This is a genomic window from Ensifer sp. 2TAB8, from assembly GCF_052115125.1.
Classification (GTDB): Bacteria; Pseudomonadota; Alphaproteobacteria; order Rhizobiales; family Rhizobiaceae; genus Ensifer.
Genome location: NZ_JBFRGB010000052.1, coordinates 1 through 16,965, shown reverse-complemented (window position 1 = coordinate 16,965; position 16,965 = coordinate 1). Strand labels below are relative to the sequence as shown.

General features: G+C 60.5%; 18 protein-coding genes and 1 tRNA gene. 11 read left to right on the top strand and 8 right to left on the bottom strand.

The features are described from left to right. The 3 genes from AB4Z53_RS35020 to AB4Z53_RS35010 all read right to left on the bottom strand — a co-directional run. Window positions 1-133, bottom strand: a 133-nt coding sequence (locus AB4Z53_RS35020) for a porin (protein ID WP_201723516.1), incomplete at its 3' end; no start/stop codon positions are given. A 902-nt stretch (window positions 134-1,035) separates the two neighbouring features. Further along, a tRNA-Ser gene (locus tag AB4Z53_RS35015) sits at window positions 1,036-1,125 on the bottom strand. A 232-nt stretch (window positions 1,126-1,357) separates the two neighbouring features. After that, window positions 1,358-3,508: a caspase family protein gene (locus AB4Z53_RS35010; RefSeq protein ID WP_441599992.1), complete on the bottom strand. Its 2,151-nt coding sequence runs from the start codon at window positions 3,506-3,508 to the stop codon at window positions 1,358-1,360. 175 nt (window positions 3,509-3,683) lie between these two features. Here AB4Z53_RS35010 and AB4Z53_RS35005 point away from each other — a divergent pair, with 175 nt between their 5' ends. The 3 genes from AB4Z53_RS35005 (at window position 3,684) to AB4Z53_RS34995 (ending at window position 6,055) form a co-directional block, all read left to right on the top strand. Continuing rightward, the gene (locus tag AB4Z53_RS35005) at window positions 3,684-4,238 is read left to right on the top strand and encodes a hypothetical protein (protein ID WP_441599990.1); all 555 of its coding nucleotides are present in this window, start codon (window positions 3,684-3,686) and stop codon (window positions 4,236-4,238) included. 197 nt (window positions 4,239-4,435) lie between these two features. After that, window positions 4,436-4,813: a PilZ domain-containing protein gene (locus AB4Z53_RS35000; protein ID WP_113541524.1), complete on the top strand. Its 378-nt coding sequence runs from the start codon at window positions 4,436-4,438 to the stop codon at window positions 4,811-4,813. 126 nt (window positions 4,814-4,939) lie between these two features. Next, a complete protein-coding gene (locus AB4Z53_RS34995; RefSeq protein WP_441599988.1) occupies window positions 4,940-6,055 on the top strand; it encodes a pyridoxal phosphate-dependent aminotransferase in 1,116 nt (371 codons plus the stop codon). A 57-nt stretch (window positions 6,056-6,112) separates the two neighbouring features. On the opposite strand, the gene AB4Z53_RS34990 is transcribed toward AB4Z53_RS34995, so the two are convergent. Beyond that, window positions 6,113-6,379, bottom strand: coding sequence for a sel1 repeat family protein (locus AB4Z53_RS34990; protein ID WP_057252835.1), 267 nt, complete (start codon window positions 6,377-6,379; stop codon window positions 6,113-6,115). Between the two features lie 596 nt (window positions 6,380-6,975). On the opposite strand from AB4Z53_RS34990, the gene AB4Z53_RS34985 reads away from it, so the two are divergent. The 5 genes from AB4Z53_RS34985 (at window position 6,976) to AB4Z53_RS34965 (ending at window position 10,182) form a co-directional block, all read left to right on the top strand. Further along, window positions 6,976-7,317: a DUF2147 domain-containing protein gene (locus AB4Z53_RS34985; RefSeq protein ID WP_113541526.1), complete on the top strand. Its 342-nt coding sequence runs from the start codon at window positions 6,976-6,978 to the stop codon at window positions 7,315-7,317. Between the two features lie 312 nt (window positions 7,318-7,629). Continuing rightward, on the top strand, window positions 7,630-7,803 hold the full coding sequence (locus AB4Z53_RS34980; RefSeq protein WP_034804185.1) for a hypothetical protein: 174 nt from the start codon (window positions 7,630-7,632) through the stop codon (window positions 7,801-7,803). 76 nt (window positions 7,804-7,879) lie between these two features. Continuing rightward, window positions 7,880-8,056, top strand: a complete 177-nt coding sequence (locus AB4Z53_RS34975) for a hypothetical protein (RefSeq protein WP_162261310.1) — start codon at window positions 7,880-7,882, stop codon at window positions 8,054-8,056. 217 nt (window positions 8,057-8,273) lie between these two features. Next, on the top strand, window positions 8,274-8,594 hold the full coding sequence (locus tag AB4Z53_RS34970; protein WP_113541527.1) for a YnfA family protein: 321 nt from the start codon (window positions 8,274-8,276) through the stop codon (window positions 8,592-8,594). 85 nt (window positions 8,595-8,679) lie between these two features. Then, on the top strand, window positions 8,680-10,182 hold the full coding sequence (locus tag AB4Z53_RS34965; protein ID WP_441599985.1) for an AMP nucleosidase: 1,503 nt from the start codon (window positions 8,680-8,682) through the stop codon (window positions 10,180-10,182). 2 nt (window positions 10,183-10,184) lie between these two features. Here the strand turns inward: AB4Z53_RS34965 and AB4Z53_RS34960 are convergent, their stop codons facing one another. Further along, a complete protein-coding gene (locus tag AB4Z53_RS34960; RefSeq protein WP_441599984.1) occupies window positions 10,185-11,138 on the bottom strand; it encodes a lysylphosphatidylglycerol synthase domain-containing protein in 954 nt (317 codons plus the stop codon). A 134-nt stretch (window positions 11,139-11,272) separates the two neighbouring features. On the opposite strand from AB4Z53_RS34960, the gene AB4Z53_RS34955 reads away from it, so the two are divergent. Beyond that, window positions 11,273-12,250 (top strand): glycosyltransferase family 2 protein, encoded by a 978-nt coding sequence (locus AB4Z53_RS34955; protein ID WP_441599982.1) that lies wholly within the window; start codon window positions 11,273-11,275, stop codon window positions 12,248-12,250. After that, entirely contained in the window at window positions 12,243-13,736 is a 1,494-nt protein-coding gene (locus AB4Z53_RS34950; protein WP_441599981.1) for a glycosyltransferase family 39 protein, read from the top strand. The genes AB4Z53_RS34955 and AB4Z53_RS34950 overlap by 8 nt, the downstream gene beginning before the upstream one ends. On the opposite strand, the gene AB4Z53_RS34945 is transcribed toward AB4Z53_RS34950, so the two are convergent. Both AB4Z53_RS34945 and AB4Z53_RS34940 read right to left on the bottom strand, forming a co-directional pair. Continuing rightward, window positions 13,706-14,671: a diacylglycerol/lipid kinase family protein gene (locus AB4Z53_RS34945; protein ID WP_441599979.1), complete on the bottom strand. Its 966-nt coding sequence runs from the start codon at window positions 14,669-14,671 to the stop codon at window positions 13,706-13,708. The genes AB4Z53_RS34950 and AB4Z53_RS34945 overlap by 31 nt on opposite strands. A 146-nt stretch (window positions 14,672-14,817) precedes the next feature. Beyond that, a complete protein-coding gene (locus AB4Z53_RS34940) occupies window positions 14,818-15,291 on the bottom strand; it encodes an Lrp/AsnC family transcriptional regulator (protein ID WP_113541533.1) in 474 nt (157 codons plus the stop codon). A gap of 152 nt (window positions 15,292-15,443) precedes the next feature. Between AB4Z53_RS34940 and AB4Z53_RS34935 the strand changes: the two genes are divergently transcribed. Then, a complete protein-coding gene (locus tag AB4Z53_RS34935) occupies window positions 15,444-16,352 on the top strand; it encodes a DMT family transporter (protein ID WP_113541534.1) in 909 nt (302 codons plus the stop codon). 70 nt (window positions 16,353-16,422) lie between these two features. Here the strand turns inward: AB4Z53_RS34935 and AB4Z53_RS34930 are convergent. After that, the coding region (locus AB4Z53_RS34930; protein ID WP_441599977.1) for an ABC transporter permease at window positions 16,423-16,965 on the bottom strand (543 nt) is incomplete at its 5' end.

Below are 16,965 nucleotides of genomic sequence, written 5' to 3'. Positions count from 1 at the left end.
TGCCGAAAGCGTCGCAAACGCGAACGTATTCCATGGGCTCCGGCTCGGCTGCGACGATTGCGTCTGCTGCCTGTGCGCCGGAAACTGCTGCGAGAGCAGCAGCGGAGCCGAGAAGAAGGCTCTTGATGTTCATTTCTGACCTCCAGTCAAAAGTTTCAAACGGGTCTGGGTATTTTGCTGAAGGACAGCTTTCCCTGCCCCATCCCCAACGTTCAAGAAGTCGGACGATCAACCGCCCTTGCTTCCGGAGTTGAAAATACAAGACCGGATCATCGGCGCAACGTCCAACTAACGAGATCACGTGCTTTGCGTCGCCCTTCGCCGAACCCTGTTGCTGAAACGACACAAAATCGCCGCAGACCCCAGAAGAAAATTAACAAAGCATTAAGAAAACCCTTTGACGGCGGGGGTTTAGCCTAGGGGGACTACCCATCGGCTGTTTCAGAAAGAGGCAGAAAGCTGCCCAAAATGGGGGAAAGCGCGGCCACAAACGGTGAGTTCGCCTCGACAGCAAGCGGCTAAAACAGCATTCGCTCCAAGAAATGAGAACAAGATGGACCACCCGACTCCGAAAGTTTCATCAGAATCAACGCCGAGATTCGCAAACAAGACGCATCGGTGATTCTAGCGCAGCGAGAATCGCGGCCAGCGCGGCGAGAACGGAGCGTCCAGTGACGAACCAAACCCACAGAGAGCCTAGGCGACGATCGATGCCTGAGCGAGCGAGAGAGTGCGTGCGATTGGCGCGGACGTCGACGATCCAACTGCGAACCTGTCGGCGATGAGCGAAGGCGATAGACACCTGCCGAACGCTCCGGATTTTGCAAAGACCATTTGCGGGATTTTCAGGAGCCGCTAACCGACTGGCTCCAACGTTCAGCGCGCTGCGTCAGTCCGTTACCAAGTTGGCGAGGCCACGACGCTGCCCGGAAGAAGAAGTCCCGCGTGCCACCGACAACCGGCCCGGCGCTATGCCGGCTACCCAAGCCTTGGGATCAGGAAGCTGTTGGTGTTTTTCGGATCTCGCCAAGGGAATGGCGGAGAAGAAGGGATTCGAACCCTCGATACCGTTTCCGGTATACTCCCTTAGCAGGGGAGCGCCTTCGACCACTCGGCCACCTCTCCGTTAGCGCCTGACTAGTGTCACTCAGCGGCCAATGCAAGATTTTTTTGTCGGTTTCCGACAATTCCTCTCATTTTCATGTGGGTCCTGCCGGCAGGAAGCGAAGGTGTGGGCGAAGCAACAAGCTATTCCCGCAGAATAGCGGGGGACATGGGCACCGTTTCGAGATTTGCCGTCGACCGATTCTCACACCTGGTAGGAAAGACCCAAGTCCGCCCGCCTTCATCTCGAACGCTAGGATTTGCGCGCGAGACGCTCGATCGCCTGCTGCGTGGCGGCGCCGAAGTCGCCGTCAATCGGTCCGCCATAGTAGCCGCGATCCCTAAGCAGGGCCTGCATCTCCTTGCGGAAGGCCGGCGTGAAATTGTTGGGCTGCGTCCTCACCTCTTCCAGCTTGGCCGGGTCGCCGCCCTCAATGCTCGCTGCCGCCCAGCGAACCGCCTCCTTCGCATCCGCTTTTGTGCCGAGGCCAAAATCATAAATGCGGCTCAGATTGCCCATCGCGTAGGCGCTGCCGGCATTCGCGGCCATCTCATACCAGGTGCGGGCCTGCACATAGTCCTGCGAGACACCATTGCCGATGTCATAGAACCAACCGAGCAAGGCCATGGAGTAGGAATCGCCCATATTGGCCGCCTTCTCGTACCAGACCTTGGCCTCGCCGTAGTTCTGCTCGGCCCCCAAGCCGTTCTGATAGGCCCAGCCGAGCGAAGACATGGCATTGGTGTCGCCGCTTTCGGCCGCCTTCTTGTACCAGGAGAGCGATTGCGCCAGATCCTTGGGCAGTCCGAGCCCCTCCCGGTAGAACCAGCCCATCGTCGCCATGGCATTGGCATAGCCCTGGTTGGCCGCCAGCTCGTACCACCGGGCGGCCTCGGCATAATCCTGCGCGATGCCGCCATAGCCCTCACGATAAAGCCAACCGAGCGACGCCTGGCCGTAAGCGTTGCCGCCCTTGGCCGCCTGCTCGAACATGCGCTTGCCCTGGTCGACGTCCACCGGCCCATCGGTTCCATAGATCGAGAACCAGGCGAGATTCGTCAGCGCATACATATTGCCGCCGTCRGCAGCCTTGCCGTAGTTGCGCCGCGCGTCGACGTAGTTGCGGCCGGCATCCTGGGCCCGTCCCAGCATGTTGACGAGCATCATGTCATCCGGGTTCTCGTTGACGGCCTGGGCACAGGCAGTCAACGCCCGCTCGGAATCAAGCTTCAGGAAATTGACCCCGAGGAAACCCGGCATCGATTGCGGCTCGCCCGCGAGCAGATAACAGTCCCGCGAGGCCTGCGTGTCCTTTCCGGTCGGCGAGACATTGAGACCCTTTTGCGGCTCGAGCGCTGCGATCTGCTGCTCGGCCTCCGCCTTGTACCTGCTGTCGGGATAGCGCTCGATGAAACGCGTCAGGGCGGCTGCGTCGGTCGATAGTTTGAGCGCATCCCAGGCGATTTCGTCAGGCGTCACGCTCGACGTCTGCTCGGCCTCGGTCAGCAGCTTCAGCTTCTTCTCGGCAAGCATCTTGTAGACCGGATCGGAACCGTGCTTCGCGAGGAACGCCGCGATCAGATCCTTGTCTGCAAGATCGCGAATGTTCTGCCAGTCGGCAGCCGCCTCCGATTGGCTGTTGGGCGAAAGCTGGCCACCATTGTTGGTGATGTTGATGTTCACCTCTTTGATATTGAGGAAGATCTGCGCACCGCCGAGCGAGCCATAAACGAACGGCTCCTGGCCGCGATTGGTCGCCGAGACCACTTCATCGCGCACCTTGCCAAGGGCAATACGGACATCGACCCCCGGTTCGGTCAGATATTTGGCAAGCGCCATGGCGAATGGACTGTTCTTGCCCTCGCCGTCGAGCGCAACCGTGCCGGCCTTGGAAGCAAAGGCGACAAGCAGGTCGGCCGATTCAGGCTCGACACGCGCCAGCCCGCGTGAGACCGCCCTGGTCGAGATCGAGCGGGTCATGCTCTGTTCGAAGGGATTGTTGCGGCAGGCGTCGAGGATGACGAGCTTGAGCTTGGTCGCGCCTTCGAGCGAACGCTGAACGCGGTCGAGCCCGATCGCCTCGTCTTCCACATCCTTGTCCGTCTTCAGTTGCACGTCGACGGGAAGCAGAAAATTCTCGCCATTCATCTCCATGCCATGGCCGGAATAATAGACGATCGCGACTTCGGCGCCGGTCGCTAGATCTTCGAAGTCGCGCAGCGCCTTGACCATGTCCTGGCGGCTGACATCGTGCACGGTCGTGACGGAATCGAAGCCTGCCTCCTCGAAAGAGACCTTCATCAGTTCCACGTCATTGGCCGGGTTGTTCAGCGGCGACGTCGCTTCATATTTCTCGTTGCCGATCAACAGTGCGACGCGCTTGGCAGCCCATGCATCGGACACCGACACAAACAACGCCATACAAAGAATAGAGAGCGGCAGCCAATGCCGCGAATGCCCCGTGAACATGCCATTCCCTCCGGCACCGACCATCGTTCTTCGCCTTGCCCGGCTTGCAAACGACGGACGACGCCCTCGCCCATCTGCCCTCGGAATCACCACATCGGGCGCCCCGGTCATGCCTGACGAAAGTATTACGTATGAGATGTGGGCTTTCAATGTACGCACGCGTCATAATTTGCCCGCCACGCGCCTGGACGGCGCAAGGTCGAAGCAAGTCGATGTGCTTAGCTCAAACACGATAGCGGCACCGTCGTCGATTCTTTCGATGACAGCGCTGCGGGAGTTACGAAAGGCATCGGTCTCGGAGCTTGCCATGTCCATGAAGATGCATGTCGCGGAAGGAAAGCCGGGCCAGCTTGCGACGACCCATCAGCACTATTTTATCGAGCGCCCCTGTCGCATCCTGGTCATCGGCCAGCAGTTGAAAGCGAAAACCAAGTATCAATGCCTGCTGCGCCATATCTCGGTTGCCGGCGCGATGCTCGATTTCAATGCTACGATCCTGCTGCCGAAACATTTCTTTCTGGAGATCGAAGGTTTCAAGGAGGAAATCGGCTGTTCTCAGGTTCACCGGGAAGGCACCGAACTCGGGGTGCGTTTCAACATGCTGCTCTCGCCCGATTTCTTGCGGCGCCTCATTCGGATCCAGTTTTCCAGTGGCGGGCTCTGACTTTCGATGCAAAGCGAGCGACATTAGATTTTTAGTGATCGATTTCAGGGGATTGCAAGTTTCTGCTGCCAAGCTGATTCTAGTAACGGTGGAAATTGCCCACCGAAACGATGTGGGACAAATGAATTGTCCGGGGTCGAAGGATGCGCTCAGAAACTCAGCGCGCCGACTGATCCGGCACTGGCGGAGAACGACGCATGCAGAACCAGACAATGTATTCGTGCGTCCCCTCGCCTTTCTACGAGCGACGCTATGAGCGATTCTCCATCGGGCACGCGGGCACGCTGACAGCGGTGCAGCCGGGTCTCGCAAATGTTTCCGTGCGTCCTTGCCGGATGATCGACATATCGCGCGGCGGTGCCAGCTTTGCGGTCGATACCAATATCGGCCTGCCACAACACTATTATCTGCATATCGTCGGCACTTCGCTGAGAATCGGCTGCGCCGAGGTCTATCGCAACGGCGAGCGCATCGGCGTCCAGTTCATCAAGCCGATCGAGCAGACCTTGCTGCGCGAGATCATCCGGCAAGAATTCTTCACCGGCCAGGTGAAGAATGCAAAGCCGCGGCGGTAAGGTCACCGATCAGGGCAAAACGGACGACCAAGGAATTCGAGCAGTTTTCTCGCGGGAATGATTCCGAATTGCGGCGGCATGCGCTAAGTTCCCCGGACTTTGTTCGAACGGGGCTCATTCTTCAGCATGTCCGCTTTCTCTCGCTTCACGCCGCTCATCCAATCCCTTCCCTCCACCATTCCGTTTGTCGGCCCCGAGGCTATTGAACGGCAGCGGGGGCGAGCCATCGCAGCCCGTATAGGCGCCAACGAAAGCGGGTTCGGTCCAGCCACAAGTGTCCTGGCGGCTATCAATGAAGCGGCAGGCGGAACGTGGAAATATGCCGATCCGGAAAACCACGACCTGAAGCAGGCAATTTCGGCTCATCTCGGCACCACGCCAGCCAATATCGCGATCGGTGAAGGCATCGATGGATTGCTCGGCCAGATCGTCCGCATGGTGATCGAGCCTGGCATGCCGGTCGTCACGTCACTCGGCGCCTATCCGACCTTCAACTATCACGTCGTCGGTCACGGTGGTCGGCTGGTGACGGTGCCCTATACCGGCGACCGGGAGGATCTCGGCGGGTTGCTGGACGCCGTGAAGCGAGAAAATGCGCCGCTCGTCTATTTCGCCAATCCCGATAATCCGATGGGAAGCTGGTGGCCGGCCGAGCGCATCGTCGAATTCGCCCAGGCTTTGCCCGAGACAACCCTCTTTATCCTTGACGAGGCCTATTGCGAGACGGCACCGGCCGATTCGCTGCCGGCCATCGATGCCTTGATCGACAGGCCGAACGTCGTGCGTACGCGCACCTTCTCGAAGGCTTACGGTCTTGCCGGTTCGCGCGTCGGTTATGTCGTGAGCACGCCGGGCACGGCGCAGGCCTTCGACAAGATCCGCAACCATTTCGGCATGAACCGGATCGGTGTCGCGGCAGCGATCGCCGCGCTTGCGGACCAGAATTACTTAAAGGAAGTGACTAGGAAGATTGCAGCATCCCGCGAGCGCATTGCGGCGATTGCAGTGGAAAACGGCCTGACACCGCTCGCCTCCGCCACCAATTTCGTAGCGGTCGACGGCGGCCGCGATACGGTCCATGCGCGTGCAATCGTTGATACCCTGATGAGCGACCATGGCATCTTCATCCGGATGCCGGGCGTGGCGCCCCTGAACCGCTGCATCCGCATCAGCACGGGACCGGAAGTGGAGATGGACCTGCTTGAGGCCGCCCTGCCCGAGGTTCTGAAAAAGCTGGCCTGATCCAGCTTCAGATCCCGGTCGTTCGGCCGGCGGCCGTTCGGCGGCCGCCTCATTCGTTCAGTGAACGGTCATCCATTCGCGAGCGGCGCGCAGCGCTGCTGCAAGGTCTGCCTTGCTCATCGTCATCGCCAGATCGGCACGCAGGTCAACGGCGCGGTCGCAGCCCTTGATCGCAGCGATGTTCAGCCACTTGTGGGCGGCGACGAGATCGACCGGGCGGCCGTGGCCCGTTGCATAGGCGAGGCCCATTTCACAGAAGATTTCCGCCTGGTTGTCACCACCCATCGCGGCATCCGAAGCAATCTGCATATCAAAGCGTGCCATTGTCTTGTCCCTGTTTTGCCTGGTTGGTTTTCCCGAAGCGGCCCGCCCGTTTCGGGCGAGCCATGCTCCAGATCAGCACTTGTTTTGGTCCCTGTTCGACCTTGCCTCTTTGCGGGCCTTTCCGAAGCGCACCATCTTTTTGCGGCGTCGTCTTCGGTGGTTTGTCGGAGCGTTTTTGTCCGCTCGTCTTATGGCTCCAATATGCAGCAGGGCTTTCAATGCGCGCTTAAAATGCATGCTTAATTTGCGACAAACAAAGTTCAAACACTTGGTAAACTTGAGTTTTTGTTAAACATCGGAAGTCCGAGAATCCGGCGCATTCGCTTCAAAATTTACGAAAAATTCAACTGCCGATTTCAACCAAACGCTAACCACGAAAAGATCGACGGTGGCGGAGGCGCCAAGATTTCCTAGATTTCGACCGGCTTGAAACGACCCAGAAAAAGCATCGGAAGCCGCCGCAGGGCTTGTTTACCTTTACGTGCGCGTAAGCTACCGTGCGCGCGGCGGTGAGGAGCCTGCCTTTGCACACGAGGACATCTCAAGAGCAGCCGACGGAGCGGACCACGTCGGCGGTCTCGATCTGGAGGACTGGAATGTTACGTACCTTGCTCATGACCGCGACACTCGCCCTTGGCATTGCCGGGACGGCTGCAGCGGCAGAATCGATCGTCGGCAACTGGAAGACGGCAAGCGGAGCGACCGCGGAGATTGCCCCTTGTGGCGGCGCCTTCTGCGTGACGCTGAAGACCGGCAAGCATGCCGGCAAGCGCATCGGCAATCTTTCCGGCACCGATGGCAGCTATTCGGGCGAAATTACCGATCCCGATACCGACAAGACCTATAGCGGTTCGGGCTCCGTCGACGGCAATTCGCTGAAGATGAAGGGCTGCGTCCTGAAAGTGCTCTGCAAGTCGCAGACCTGGACGCGCCTCTAGGCGCCGCGCGGTACTAGACGCATTGACTTATCGAAAGGGCGGCCATCGGCCGCCCTTTTCGCATGCGCAGTCCGTGGCTTAGTCACTGCGTCCCACCGCTATGCCCGGCGTTCTTGCCCCTTCGCGCATTGCGGCACTTAGGCCAATCGCACCCCATCGCGGCGTTCGGCATCACCCGGATCGAGCGGCAGCACGCTCAAATGCAACCGAAGATGAACGCCAGATGAACGGACATCTCAGCATCAATTCAGTTTGGGTATGCGAAAACACACTCAATCGATTTGAACCTGCCTCCAAACAACGGACAGAACCATGGATATCCTTGCTCGGCGCCTCACCATCATCAGCCTTCTGATGGTCGTTTTCGCTGTAACTCTCGCCGCTGCTGTCAGCGCGGACACCGAACGTCGCCGCAGCAACACCTATCTCGGCTCGCTGACGGATTGCACCGCACATACGGCGCAATACTGCCAGGCCAAGCTCTAACGCGGAACGGACCGGGCTCGCCCTGCTCCACCGCCAAGTGAAACCGATCACCTCGTGATCTGATAGAGAAACGAACATGCTGGCCGCTCTTTCGACATCCGCGTTTCTCTCGCTGCGTGTGCTTGCACTGGCCGGCCTGCTGATGGCACCGGTTGGGGCGCTTGCCTACTCGAAGGCCAACGGCGCCGGCATCGGCAAGCAGGGCGCCGGCCTTGTCCTCTTCGTCACCCTGCAGCGCCAGTCGATGACGTGATGCAGGTGCCACCCGATCGGATTTCATGAAAAGGGGCGATCGCGCCCCTTTTATCTTTCCGGCTTGCACTTGATGCCGCTTTCCTGTCCTCTAGCATCGACAGCGCCGCATTTTTTTGAGACGCGCTACGGTCGCCGCCGCACTTTGAGTTGTTGCACGGTTTTCCGATCAAAGGACACCTGCAGCAGGATTTGCCACAACAAGCCTTGTCAGCCCGATGCCCGCCTATCTCGTCTATACGCTTGCCGCCCTTGCCGAAATCGCCGGCTGCTTTGCCTTCTGGGCCTGGCTGAAGCTCGACAAGTCCATCCTCTGGCTCGTCCCCGGCATGGTATCGCTCGCGCTTTTTGCCTGGCTCCTGACCCTGATCGACAGTCCGGCTGCGGGCCGAGCCTATGCTGCCTATGGCGGCGTCTATATCGCCGCCTCGCTGCTTTGGCTTTGGCTGGCAGAGGGCGTCAGACCCGACCGATGGGATCTCGCTGGCATGACTGTCGCGCTCCTCGGCAGCGCCATCATCCTTGCCAGCCCCCGTTGAACCCATCGACAGGCTGATCGCGACGCGGTTGTGCACGCAGATATCTTGTCGTTTGCTTGTCAGAAGCTGCAGCCTATAATGCGACATGAACAAGCGAATCTCTTCACACTCCGTCCTTTCCGTCGCAACGCCTGAGCCTTTCGAGCCGCAGTACTTCGACGATCCTGCGGCTGCTGTCGATTGCCTCGAGGCGCTTTACGAGCGCAACACCCGGTTCCTCTGCGAGGCTTTCGAGGGGCTTGGAAAAACCGACGATCCGCTGACACGCTATCGCGCCTGCTATCCGCAGGTCAGCATCGAGACGAGCAGCTTCGGCCATGTCGATTCCCGCCTGTCCTACGGCTATGTCAGCGCACCCGGTGTCTATACGACCACGATCACCCGGCCGAAGCTCTTCCGGCATTATCTGAAGGAACAGCTCGGCCACTTGATGCGCAACCACGGCCTCGGTGTCACGGTCTCGGAATCGGCGACCCCGATCCCCTTGCATTTTGCCTTTGGCGAGAGCGCCTATGTGAAGGCCTCGGCAGCGAACACCATCGACATTCCACTGCGCGATCTGTTCGATGCGCCTGACCTGACGACGACTGACGACGAGATCGCCAACGGTTCCTACGAGCCGGGTCCTGGAGAGCCCTCGCCGCTCGCGCCCTTCACGGCCCAGCGTATCGACTATTCGCTGGCGCGGCTCAGCCACTACACTGCGACGAGCGCCACGCACTTCCAGAACTTCGTGCTCTTCACGAACTACCAGTTCTATATCGACGAGTTCTGCGCCTGGGCCCGCCAGCAGATGGCCGAAGGCGGCAACGGCTACACGGCCTTCGTCGAGCCCGGCAACATCATCACGCCGGCCGGCGCCGACAAGCCTGAGACCGACTTTACGCTCGCACGGCTGCCGCAGATGCCCGCCTATCACCTGAAGAAGAAGGGGCACGGCGGCATCACCATGGTCAATATCGGCGTCGGCCCGTCCAATGCCAAGACGATCACCGACCATATCGCCGTTTTGCGCCCGCATGTCTGGCTGATGCTCGGCCACTGCGCCGGTCTTCGCAACAGCCAGCGTCTTGGCGATTACGTGCTCGCGCATGCCTATATGCGCGAGGATCATGTTCTCGACGACGACCTTCCGGTCTGGATCCCCTTGCCGGCGCTCGCCGAAGTGCAGGTGGCACTCCAGGATGCCGTTGCCGAGGTCACCGGTTACCGCGATTACGATCTCAAGCAGATCATGCGCACCGGCACCGTTGCGACGATCGACAACCGCAATTGGGAACTTCGCGACCAGCGCGGCCCGGTCAAACGCCTGTCGCAGGCGCGTGCCATAGCACTCGACATGGAATCGGCGACGATCGCTGCCAACGGCTTCCGCTTCCGCGTGCCCTATGGAACCTTGCTCTGCGTATCGGACAAGCCGCTGCATGGCGAATTGAAGTTGCCGGGCATGGCGACCGCTTTCTACAAGACGCAAGTCAGCCAGCATCTGAAGATCGGTATCCTGGCACTGCAGAAACTGGCGGCCATGCCACCGGAGAAGCTGCATTCCCGCAAGCTCAGAAGCTTCTACGAGACCTCGTTCCAGTAGAGCTAACGCCGTCTCCCGAGCGCCATCGACAACATCGTGCCCGCCACCGCGGACACGATGATCAGAAGGTGCGCGTTGACGCCGGCGGCCGCGAGTTGCTCCAGCCCGGCGCGATCGGCATGAGCGCCGAAGGATATGGCCCCGGCTGCGATCGCGGCGGGATAAGTGCCGACGCCGGCGGGCGCATGCATCGGCAGCACCGATGAAAGCTCGCCGCCGAGGGCGCCGCCGAAACAGGCGGCCAGCGGCGCAACGCCCATGAAGGCCAGCACCCAGGCAAGAACGATGACCTTGACCGCCCAGTTGAGGATGGTCATGCCCCAGGCGCGCAGGAACGCGACGATGTTGGCGGGAACGCCCGCCTCCAACTCGTCCACGATGGCATCGAGCTTTGTCGGCAACAGCCGGCGCGCCAGCGCAATCACTTGATCCTTCAAAAGAAAGAAGAGAAGCGGCGAGACGAACGCGGCAAGCCACGCGACCCAAAGGACGGCTGACCCACGCCCGATGACAAGGCCGACGGCGGCGACAACGAGAAGCGCGTGCAAGTCGAGCAGACGCATCACCAGGAGAGCGGACGTTCCGCGCGCAAGCGGCACGGAAAACTCCGAGCGCATCAGGAGCGGAAAGCTCGTCTCGCCGGCGCGAAACGGCAGCATGATGTTCAGAAGATTGTGAACCTGGGTGACGCGAAATAGCGGCAGGAAACGGCCAGCGGTTTCTTTCGGGAAGTAATCATAGATGCGGTAGCAACGAATGAAATAGGTCGCGACAAGCAGCACCAGCGCCGAGACTGCCGAACCGAAGCCGATCTCCGACCATTGCTTCAACAGCGCCGGCCATCCCCAGAACCATTCGACAAAGGCCGCGTAGGCCGCAATGGCAGCTGCCGAAAGCAATGTCATCCGGTTGCGGGCGAGCCAGGATCGCCGGTCGGACTCGCAATCCGAAATCATCAGGTCTCGATTTCCCGTGTTGACACGCAAGATTGAACGTTGGTTATCACCGATAACTGTGCAAGAAAACGATTATGTAGCCCAATCCAAATCTTGCGGCACCGCAAGCGCCGCCGCATGTACGAGCTGTTTCCATGTACTCCATCGAACTATCCGTCGTCATTCCCGTGTTCAACGAGGAGGACAGCATCCAGCCTCTGATCACGCGGGTCCGCGATTCGCTGGCGAACTTTCCCTCTCCTTGGGAACTGATCCTCGTTGACGACGGCAGTACCGACCGAACGCTTGTAAATGCGAGGAAGGCGCTTTCCGACCCCGGCCTCGACCTCAAGATCGTCGAACTGCAGAAGAACTTCGGGCAAACGGCGGCGATGCAGGCCGGCATCGACGCTGCTGCCGGGCGCCTGATCGCCACGCTCGACGGCGACCTGCAGAACGATCCGGCTGACATCCCCGAAATGGTCAAGGCGATCGAGGAGCGCCAGCTCGACCTGCTCGTCGGCTGGCGAAAGAACCGGCAGGACGGCCTCCTGCTCCGGAAGATCCCGTCCTGGTGCGCCAACCGCCTGATTGGAAAGATCACCGGCGTCAGGCTGCACGACTATGGCTGCAGCCTGAAGGTCTACCGGACCTCCGTCATCAAGCAGGTGAAGCTGATGGGGGAAATGCACCGCTTCATCCCCGCCTGGGTCGCCGGCGTGGTGCCGAGCAGCCGCATCGGCGAGATGCCCGTTACCCATCACGCGCGCCAGCATGGCCAGTCCAAATATGGGATCTCCAGAACCTTCCGCGTGATTCTCGATCTGCTGTCGGTGCTGTTCTTCATGCGGTACAAGGCGCGCCCGGGGCACTTCTTCGGCTCGATCGGGCTTGCGACCGGCGCGCTCAGCGCGTTGATCCTGGTCTATCTCGGCTTCGACAAGTTTATCCTCGGAAACGATATCGGCACGCGACCGCTGCTGATCGTCGGCGTCATGCTTTTCCTCTCGTCCGTCCAGCTCATCACCACGGGCATCCTGGCGGAAATGATGGCGCGAACCTATTTCCGCGACGACGATACCACCAACTACATCGTGCGACAGATCTTCGCCCGGGACCCAAGCGATGCTTGACGTCGTCAATCGTCGGCCAAACATCACCGTTGCGCTGATTGCCGGTTATTTCCTGCTCTGCATCGGCTTGCGCCTCGCCGTTTCCACATCGCTCGAGATCGACGAGTCGGAACAAGCCTTCGTCTCGCAGTTCCTGATGCTTGGCTATGGCTCGCAGCCCCCGTTCTACAACTGGCTGCAATACGGGCTCACCTCGCTCTTCGGGCCGTCGCTCGCGACGATGACGGTGCTCAAGAACGGGCTCCTGTTTCTCTGTTGTCTCTTCTACGGCCTCGCGGCACGCGAGGTCCTGAACGATCGGCGCCTGACAGCCATCGCAACGGTCGGCGTCCTGACTTTTCCGCCGATCTTCCTGCTCGCGCAGCGCGACCTTTCGCATACGGTCGCCGCGCTGTTTGCCGTGTCGCTGTTCCTTTACGCCTTCATCCGGACGATGACGCGGCCAAGTCTGTTCGCCTATATACTGACGGGCGCGGCGGTCGGCATCGGCGTCATCTCGAAGTACAACTTCGCACTCGTCCCAACCGCCGCGATTCTTGCGATCCTGCCCGAGCCCAGGCTGCGCGCACGGATCTTCGACTGGCGCATCCTGGTTGCCATCGCCGTCTGCACACTGATTGCGCTGCCGCACGGCTACTGGATTCTCGAAAACCTCGGTGCTGCCTCGCGCAATACCCTCCATGAAATGGGAACGGCGCAACAGACGAGCTACCTGACGAAGGCGCTCAAAGGGGTCATCGCACTGGTCGCCGCCTCACTTCGCGGCGCCGCCATTCCGCTGGTCGTCTTTGCTCTGGTATTCCGCAAGGACCTGGCGGCGATCTGGCGCGCCGAAAGCCCCTGGACACGCGTCATCGGGCGCATGCTGCTTTTGTGCCTCGGTGCCGTACTGCTGATCATGCTGGCCGTCGGCGCCACGCACATGCGGGAGAAGTGGCTGGTTCTCTTTCTCGTCCTGCTGCCGCTTTACCTCGCCCTCAAGGTCGAGGCATCCGGCGTCGACACCGCGCGAAGCGTTCGCCCCTTCCTGCTGCTCGTCGCCTTCATCGTCGTTACCACCGTGGTGGTCGTGTCGGCCCGCGCCGTCGTTCGCCCCTGGTTCGGCAAGCTGTCGCGGCTGAGCATCCCCTATAGCACCCTTGTCGACACCGTCGTGAAACAGGAGGGAGCCGAGCCGGCGATGGTCATCGCCTCGGACAAGCTACTTGGGGGCAATGTGCGCACGCGTCTGCACGGCGCCAAGGTTTTCGTGGCTGGAAACAGCAGTTCTCCGATCGAGCATCTGACCGGACCGCTCCTCGTGGTCTGGAGCGACAACGGAAAGCTCGATGCTCAACCACCTGAAGGGCTTCTCGACATCTTGAAGTCGCTCGGCGTGGCTGAGGAGGCGATGAAGCCGCAGCAACTCGCCCTGCCCTATCTCAACGGCAATCTGCCGGATCGCTACGGCTTCGGCTACTTCTGGATCGCCGACCCTTCCCGATGAGTGGACGACCCGTCGCGTTGGATGGGCGCGCCGTCGCGGTCGGCACCGACGAGCAATTTGAGTTCACCGGGGTGAATACGAAGCGCGACGTCACGGCCCATCGGCAGGAGTTCCCCGTCGATGACGCAGTTGATCTTACGCTCCACCTTGGGAAAATGCAGATCGAGCGCATGACCGCTCATGGTGGTAATCAGCGGGCTATCGCGAAATTTACCGCGCATGACATCGAAGGCGAGCTTGGCGACGCCCGGCGGACTCAGGGGCGGAGCGGTATAGAAGCCGAGATGGCCGGCCGTAACATCATCGGCATACATCAGCGTGTCGCGCCCGAACGGGTTGTTGGAGACGGAAACCGCTGAAACATGGCGGCTTTCCTTGTGTCCGTCGACGTCGAACTCGATCTCGAAATCAGGCGGATTGAGAATCACGCCAACGGCGGCACGCGTGCTGGCGGCGATCTTGCCCGCCCTCGAACGAAAGCTGAAGGACTCGCGGTAGCGCACCATGCGGGCATGCAGGCCCATCGAAAACTGGTGCACGAAGGCCCGGCCATCGGCGCTGCCGATATCGCCGTCGATGATCACTCCGTTTGCCAGCACTTCCGGCACCTTCCAGATATCGAGCGGCAGCTTCAGCGTGCGGGCGAAAAGGTTCATCGTCCCGGCGGGAACGACGCCAAGCGGCATGTGGTTCTTCCAGGCGACCCCGGCAGCCGCAGAAATCGTACCGTCGCCACCGCCGGCAAGGATCGCATCGAGATCGTCGCGGCGGCATGTGCGCTCCAGCGTCTCGCGCATTTCATTTCCGGAAACGGCGGCAATCTCGATCCGATGTCCAGCGGCGTGGAAGACCTCCTCAACCTTCTGGCCATAGGCCGCCATATCCGTCGTGCGGAAGGTTCCGCCGTCACGATTGAAGATCGCCTTGATTTTCATGAATGGGTCACTGGCTCCGTTGCCGCGGCAAAGCTGTTCACCGCGATCAGATAATCGCGATTGCGGCCAATTCCAGAACCTTACTGAAACTTAACGGGAATCAATCGCGTGCCGGCGACGCTCCGAGACCGGCAATCGCCCGGCGTTCAGCGCGGCTCGGGCAATTTCAGAGGCCCACCCGTCTTGATCGACCGGATCGCGAAGTTCGAGCGGATATCGGTCACACCCGGCAGGGCAAGCAGCGTATCGGTCAGGAGCTTCTCGTAAGCCGGGAGGTCCTCGACGACGACCTCTGCGAGAAAATCGGCATTGCCCGAGATCAGGAAACAGGACACCACCTCGGGAATGGCGAGCAGCGCCTCCTGCTGCAATTGTGCATTCTCGCGGCTGTGCCGTCCCACCTTGATCTCCACGAAGACCGTGAGCCCGAGGCCGGCTTCCTTGCGGTCGATGTCGGCGCGATAGCCACGCAGGATGCCGGATTTTTCCAGATTGCGGATGCGCCGCAAGCAAGGCGACGGCGAAAGATTGACCTTTTCGGCGATCTCGACGTTCGTCGCGCGCGCATCCTCCTGGAGTATCCTGAGGATGGCGAAGTCAAATTTATCGAGATTTGGCATGATCACAAACTTCAGAGGTATCTATTGGCACATTATTGCTAACTATAGCCTGCTTTGGGCATAAATCGCAAGGACATGCCCTGCCTTCAGGGCGTAATCTTCCTTCCGGACCCAAAAGCCCCTGAGATACTCAAATCGGGAAGGAAATTCAAATGGTTGCGCTCGCCTTCGATCGCGGCAATACGACGCCTGTCGCCGCCGGCTATGCCGGTGCCTTCGTGACCGTCCTCATATGGGCGGGTTGGATTCTCGCGACCCGCCATTCGGCGGGCACTACACTCGGCACGATCGACCTCGGCCTGATCCGCTATGGCGTGCCGACCCTCCTGCTTGCGCCGGTCTGGCTGAAGGCCGGCCTACTGCCGCGCAAGCTGCCGGTCCTGCTTCTCGGCCTCATGGTCGCGGGCTCGGGTGCGGTCTTCTTTCAGGTCTCGGCATTTGCGATCCATTCCGTTCCCGCCTCCTCCGTCGGCATTCTTCTCGGTGGCTCGATGCCGCTTGCCACCGCCCTGATCAGCATCACCATCTTTGGTGAACGTCCGGACCGGATGCGGATGGCGGGTTTTGCCGCGATCGTCGCCGGCGTCGCCATCCTGCTGACGCGCAATCTCGCGGCTTCAGCGTCCGCCGGCTGGATCGGATATGCCCTGTTGCCAGCGGCGGCGACGCTTTGGGCGATCTACACCCACGCATTCCGCCGCTCCGGGCTGAGCCCGCTGCAAGGAAGCGCCTTGATTGCCGTCTGGTCGTTCCTGATCCATCTGGCGCTTGCAGCCTGTTTCGGAAGCACGCTTGCCAGCGTCCCGGCCCAGGAGATCGCCTTGCAGATCACCAGCCAGGGCATCCTGTCCGGTCTCGTTGCCATGGTTGCCTATGGCTTTGCGGTGAAGAGCCTCGGCGGCACCCAGGCCGCAGCCTTCACCGCACTGACCCCGGTGCTCGCGATGATCGGCGGCGCGGTCCTGCTCGGCGAGCAGATTGGCCCGTTCGAAATGCTGGCCGCGATCCTCACGGCTGGTGGTGTCGCACTTTCCACCGGCATCCTCTCTGCCCGTACGTGAGCCTTTCCCGAAAGAACAAAGGTCCCGGCGCTTTCGCACCGGGGCCTTCACTTTTCTTGATCCCCAAGGCTCAGCCGTGGATGATCTCGCGATGCTTCTGCAGGCGGTGGCCATAGGCCTGGCTGACACGATCGAAGATGATCGCAATCCCGACGATGGCGAGGCCGTTGAAGATGCCGAGGGTAAAGTACTGGTTGGCGATCGCCTTCAGCACCGGCTGACCGAGACCTTGAACACCGATCATCGAGGCGATGACCACCATGGCGAGCGCCATCATGATCGTCTGGTTGATGCCGGCCATGATCGTCGGCAGGGCCAACGGCATCTGCACGTTCTTGAGCTTCTGCCAGCCCGACGAACCGAAGGCATCGGCAGCCTCCAGCACATCCTTGTCGACGAGACGGATGCCGAGATTGGTGAGCCGGATCATCGGCGGTATCGCGTAGATGACCACGGCAATCAGCCCCGGCACCTTGCCGATGCCAAGCAGCATGACGACCGGGATCAGATAGACGAAACTCGGCATGGTCTGCATCACGTCGAGGATCGGATTGACGATATTCTGGAAGCGATCCGAACGGGACATGACGATGCCGATCGGAATGCCGATGGC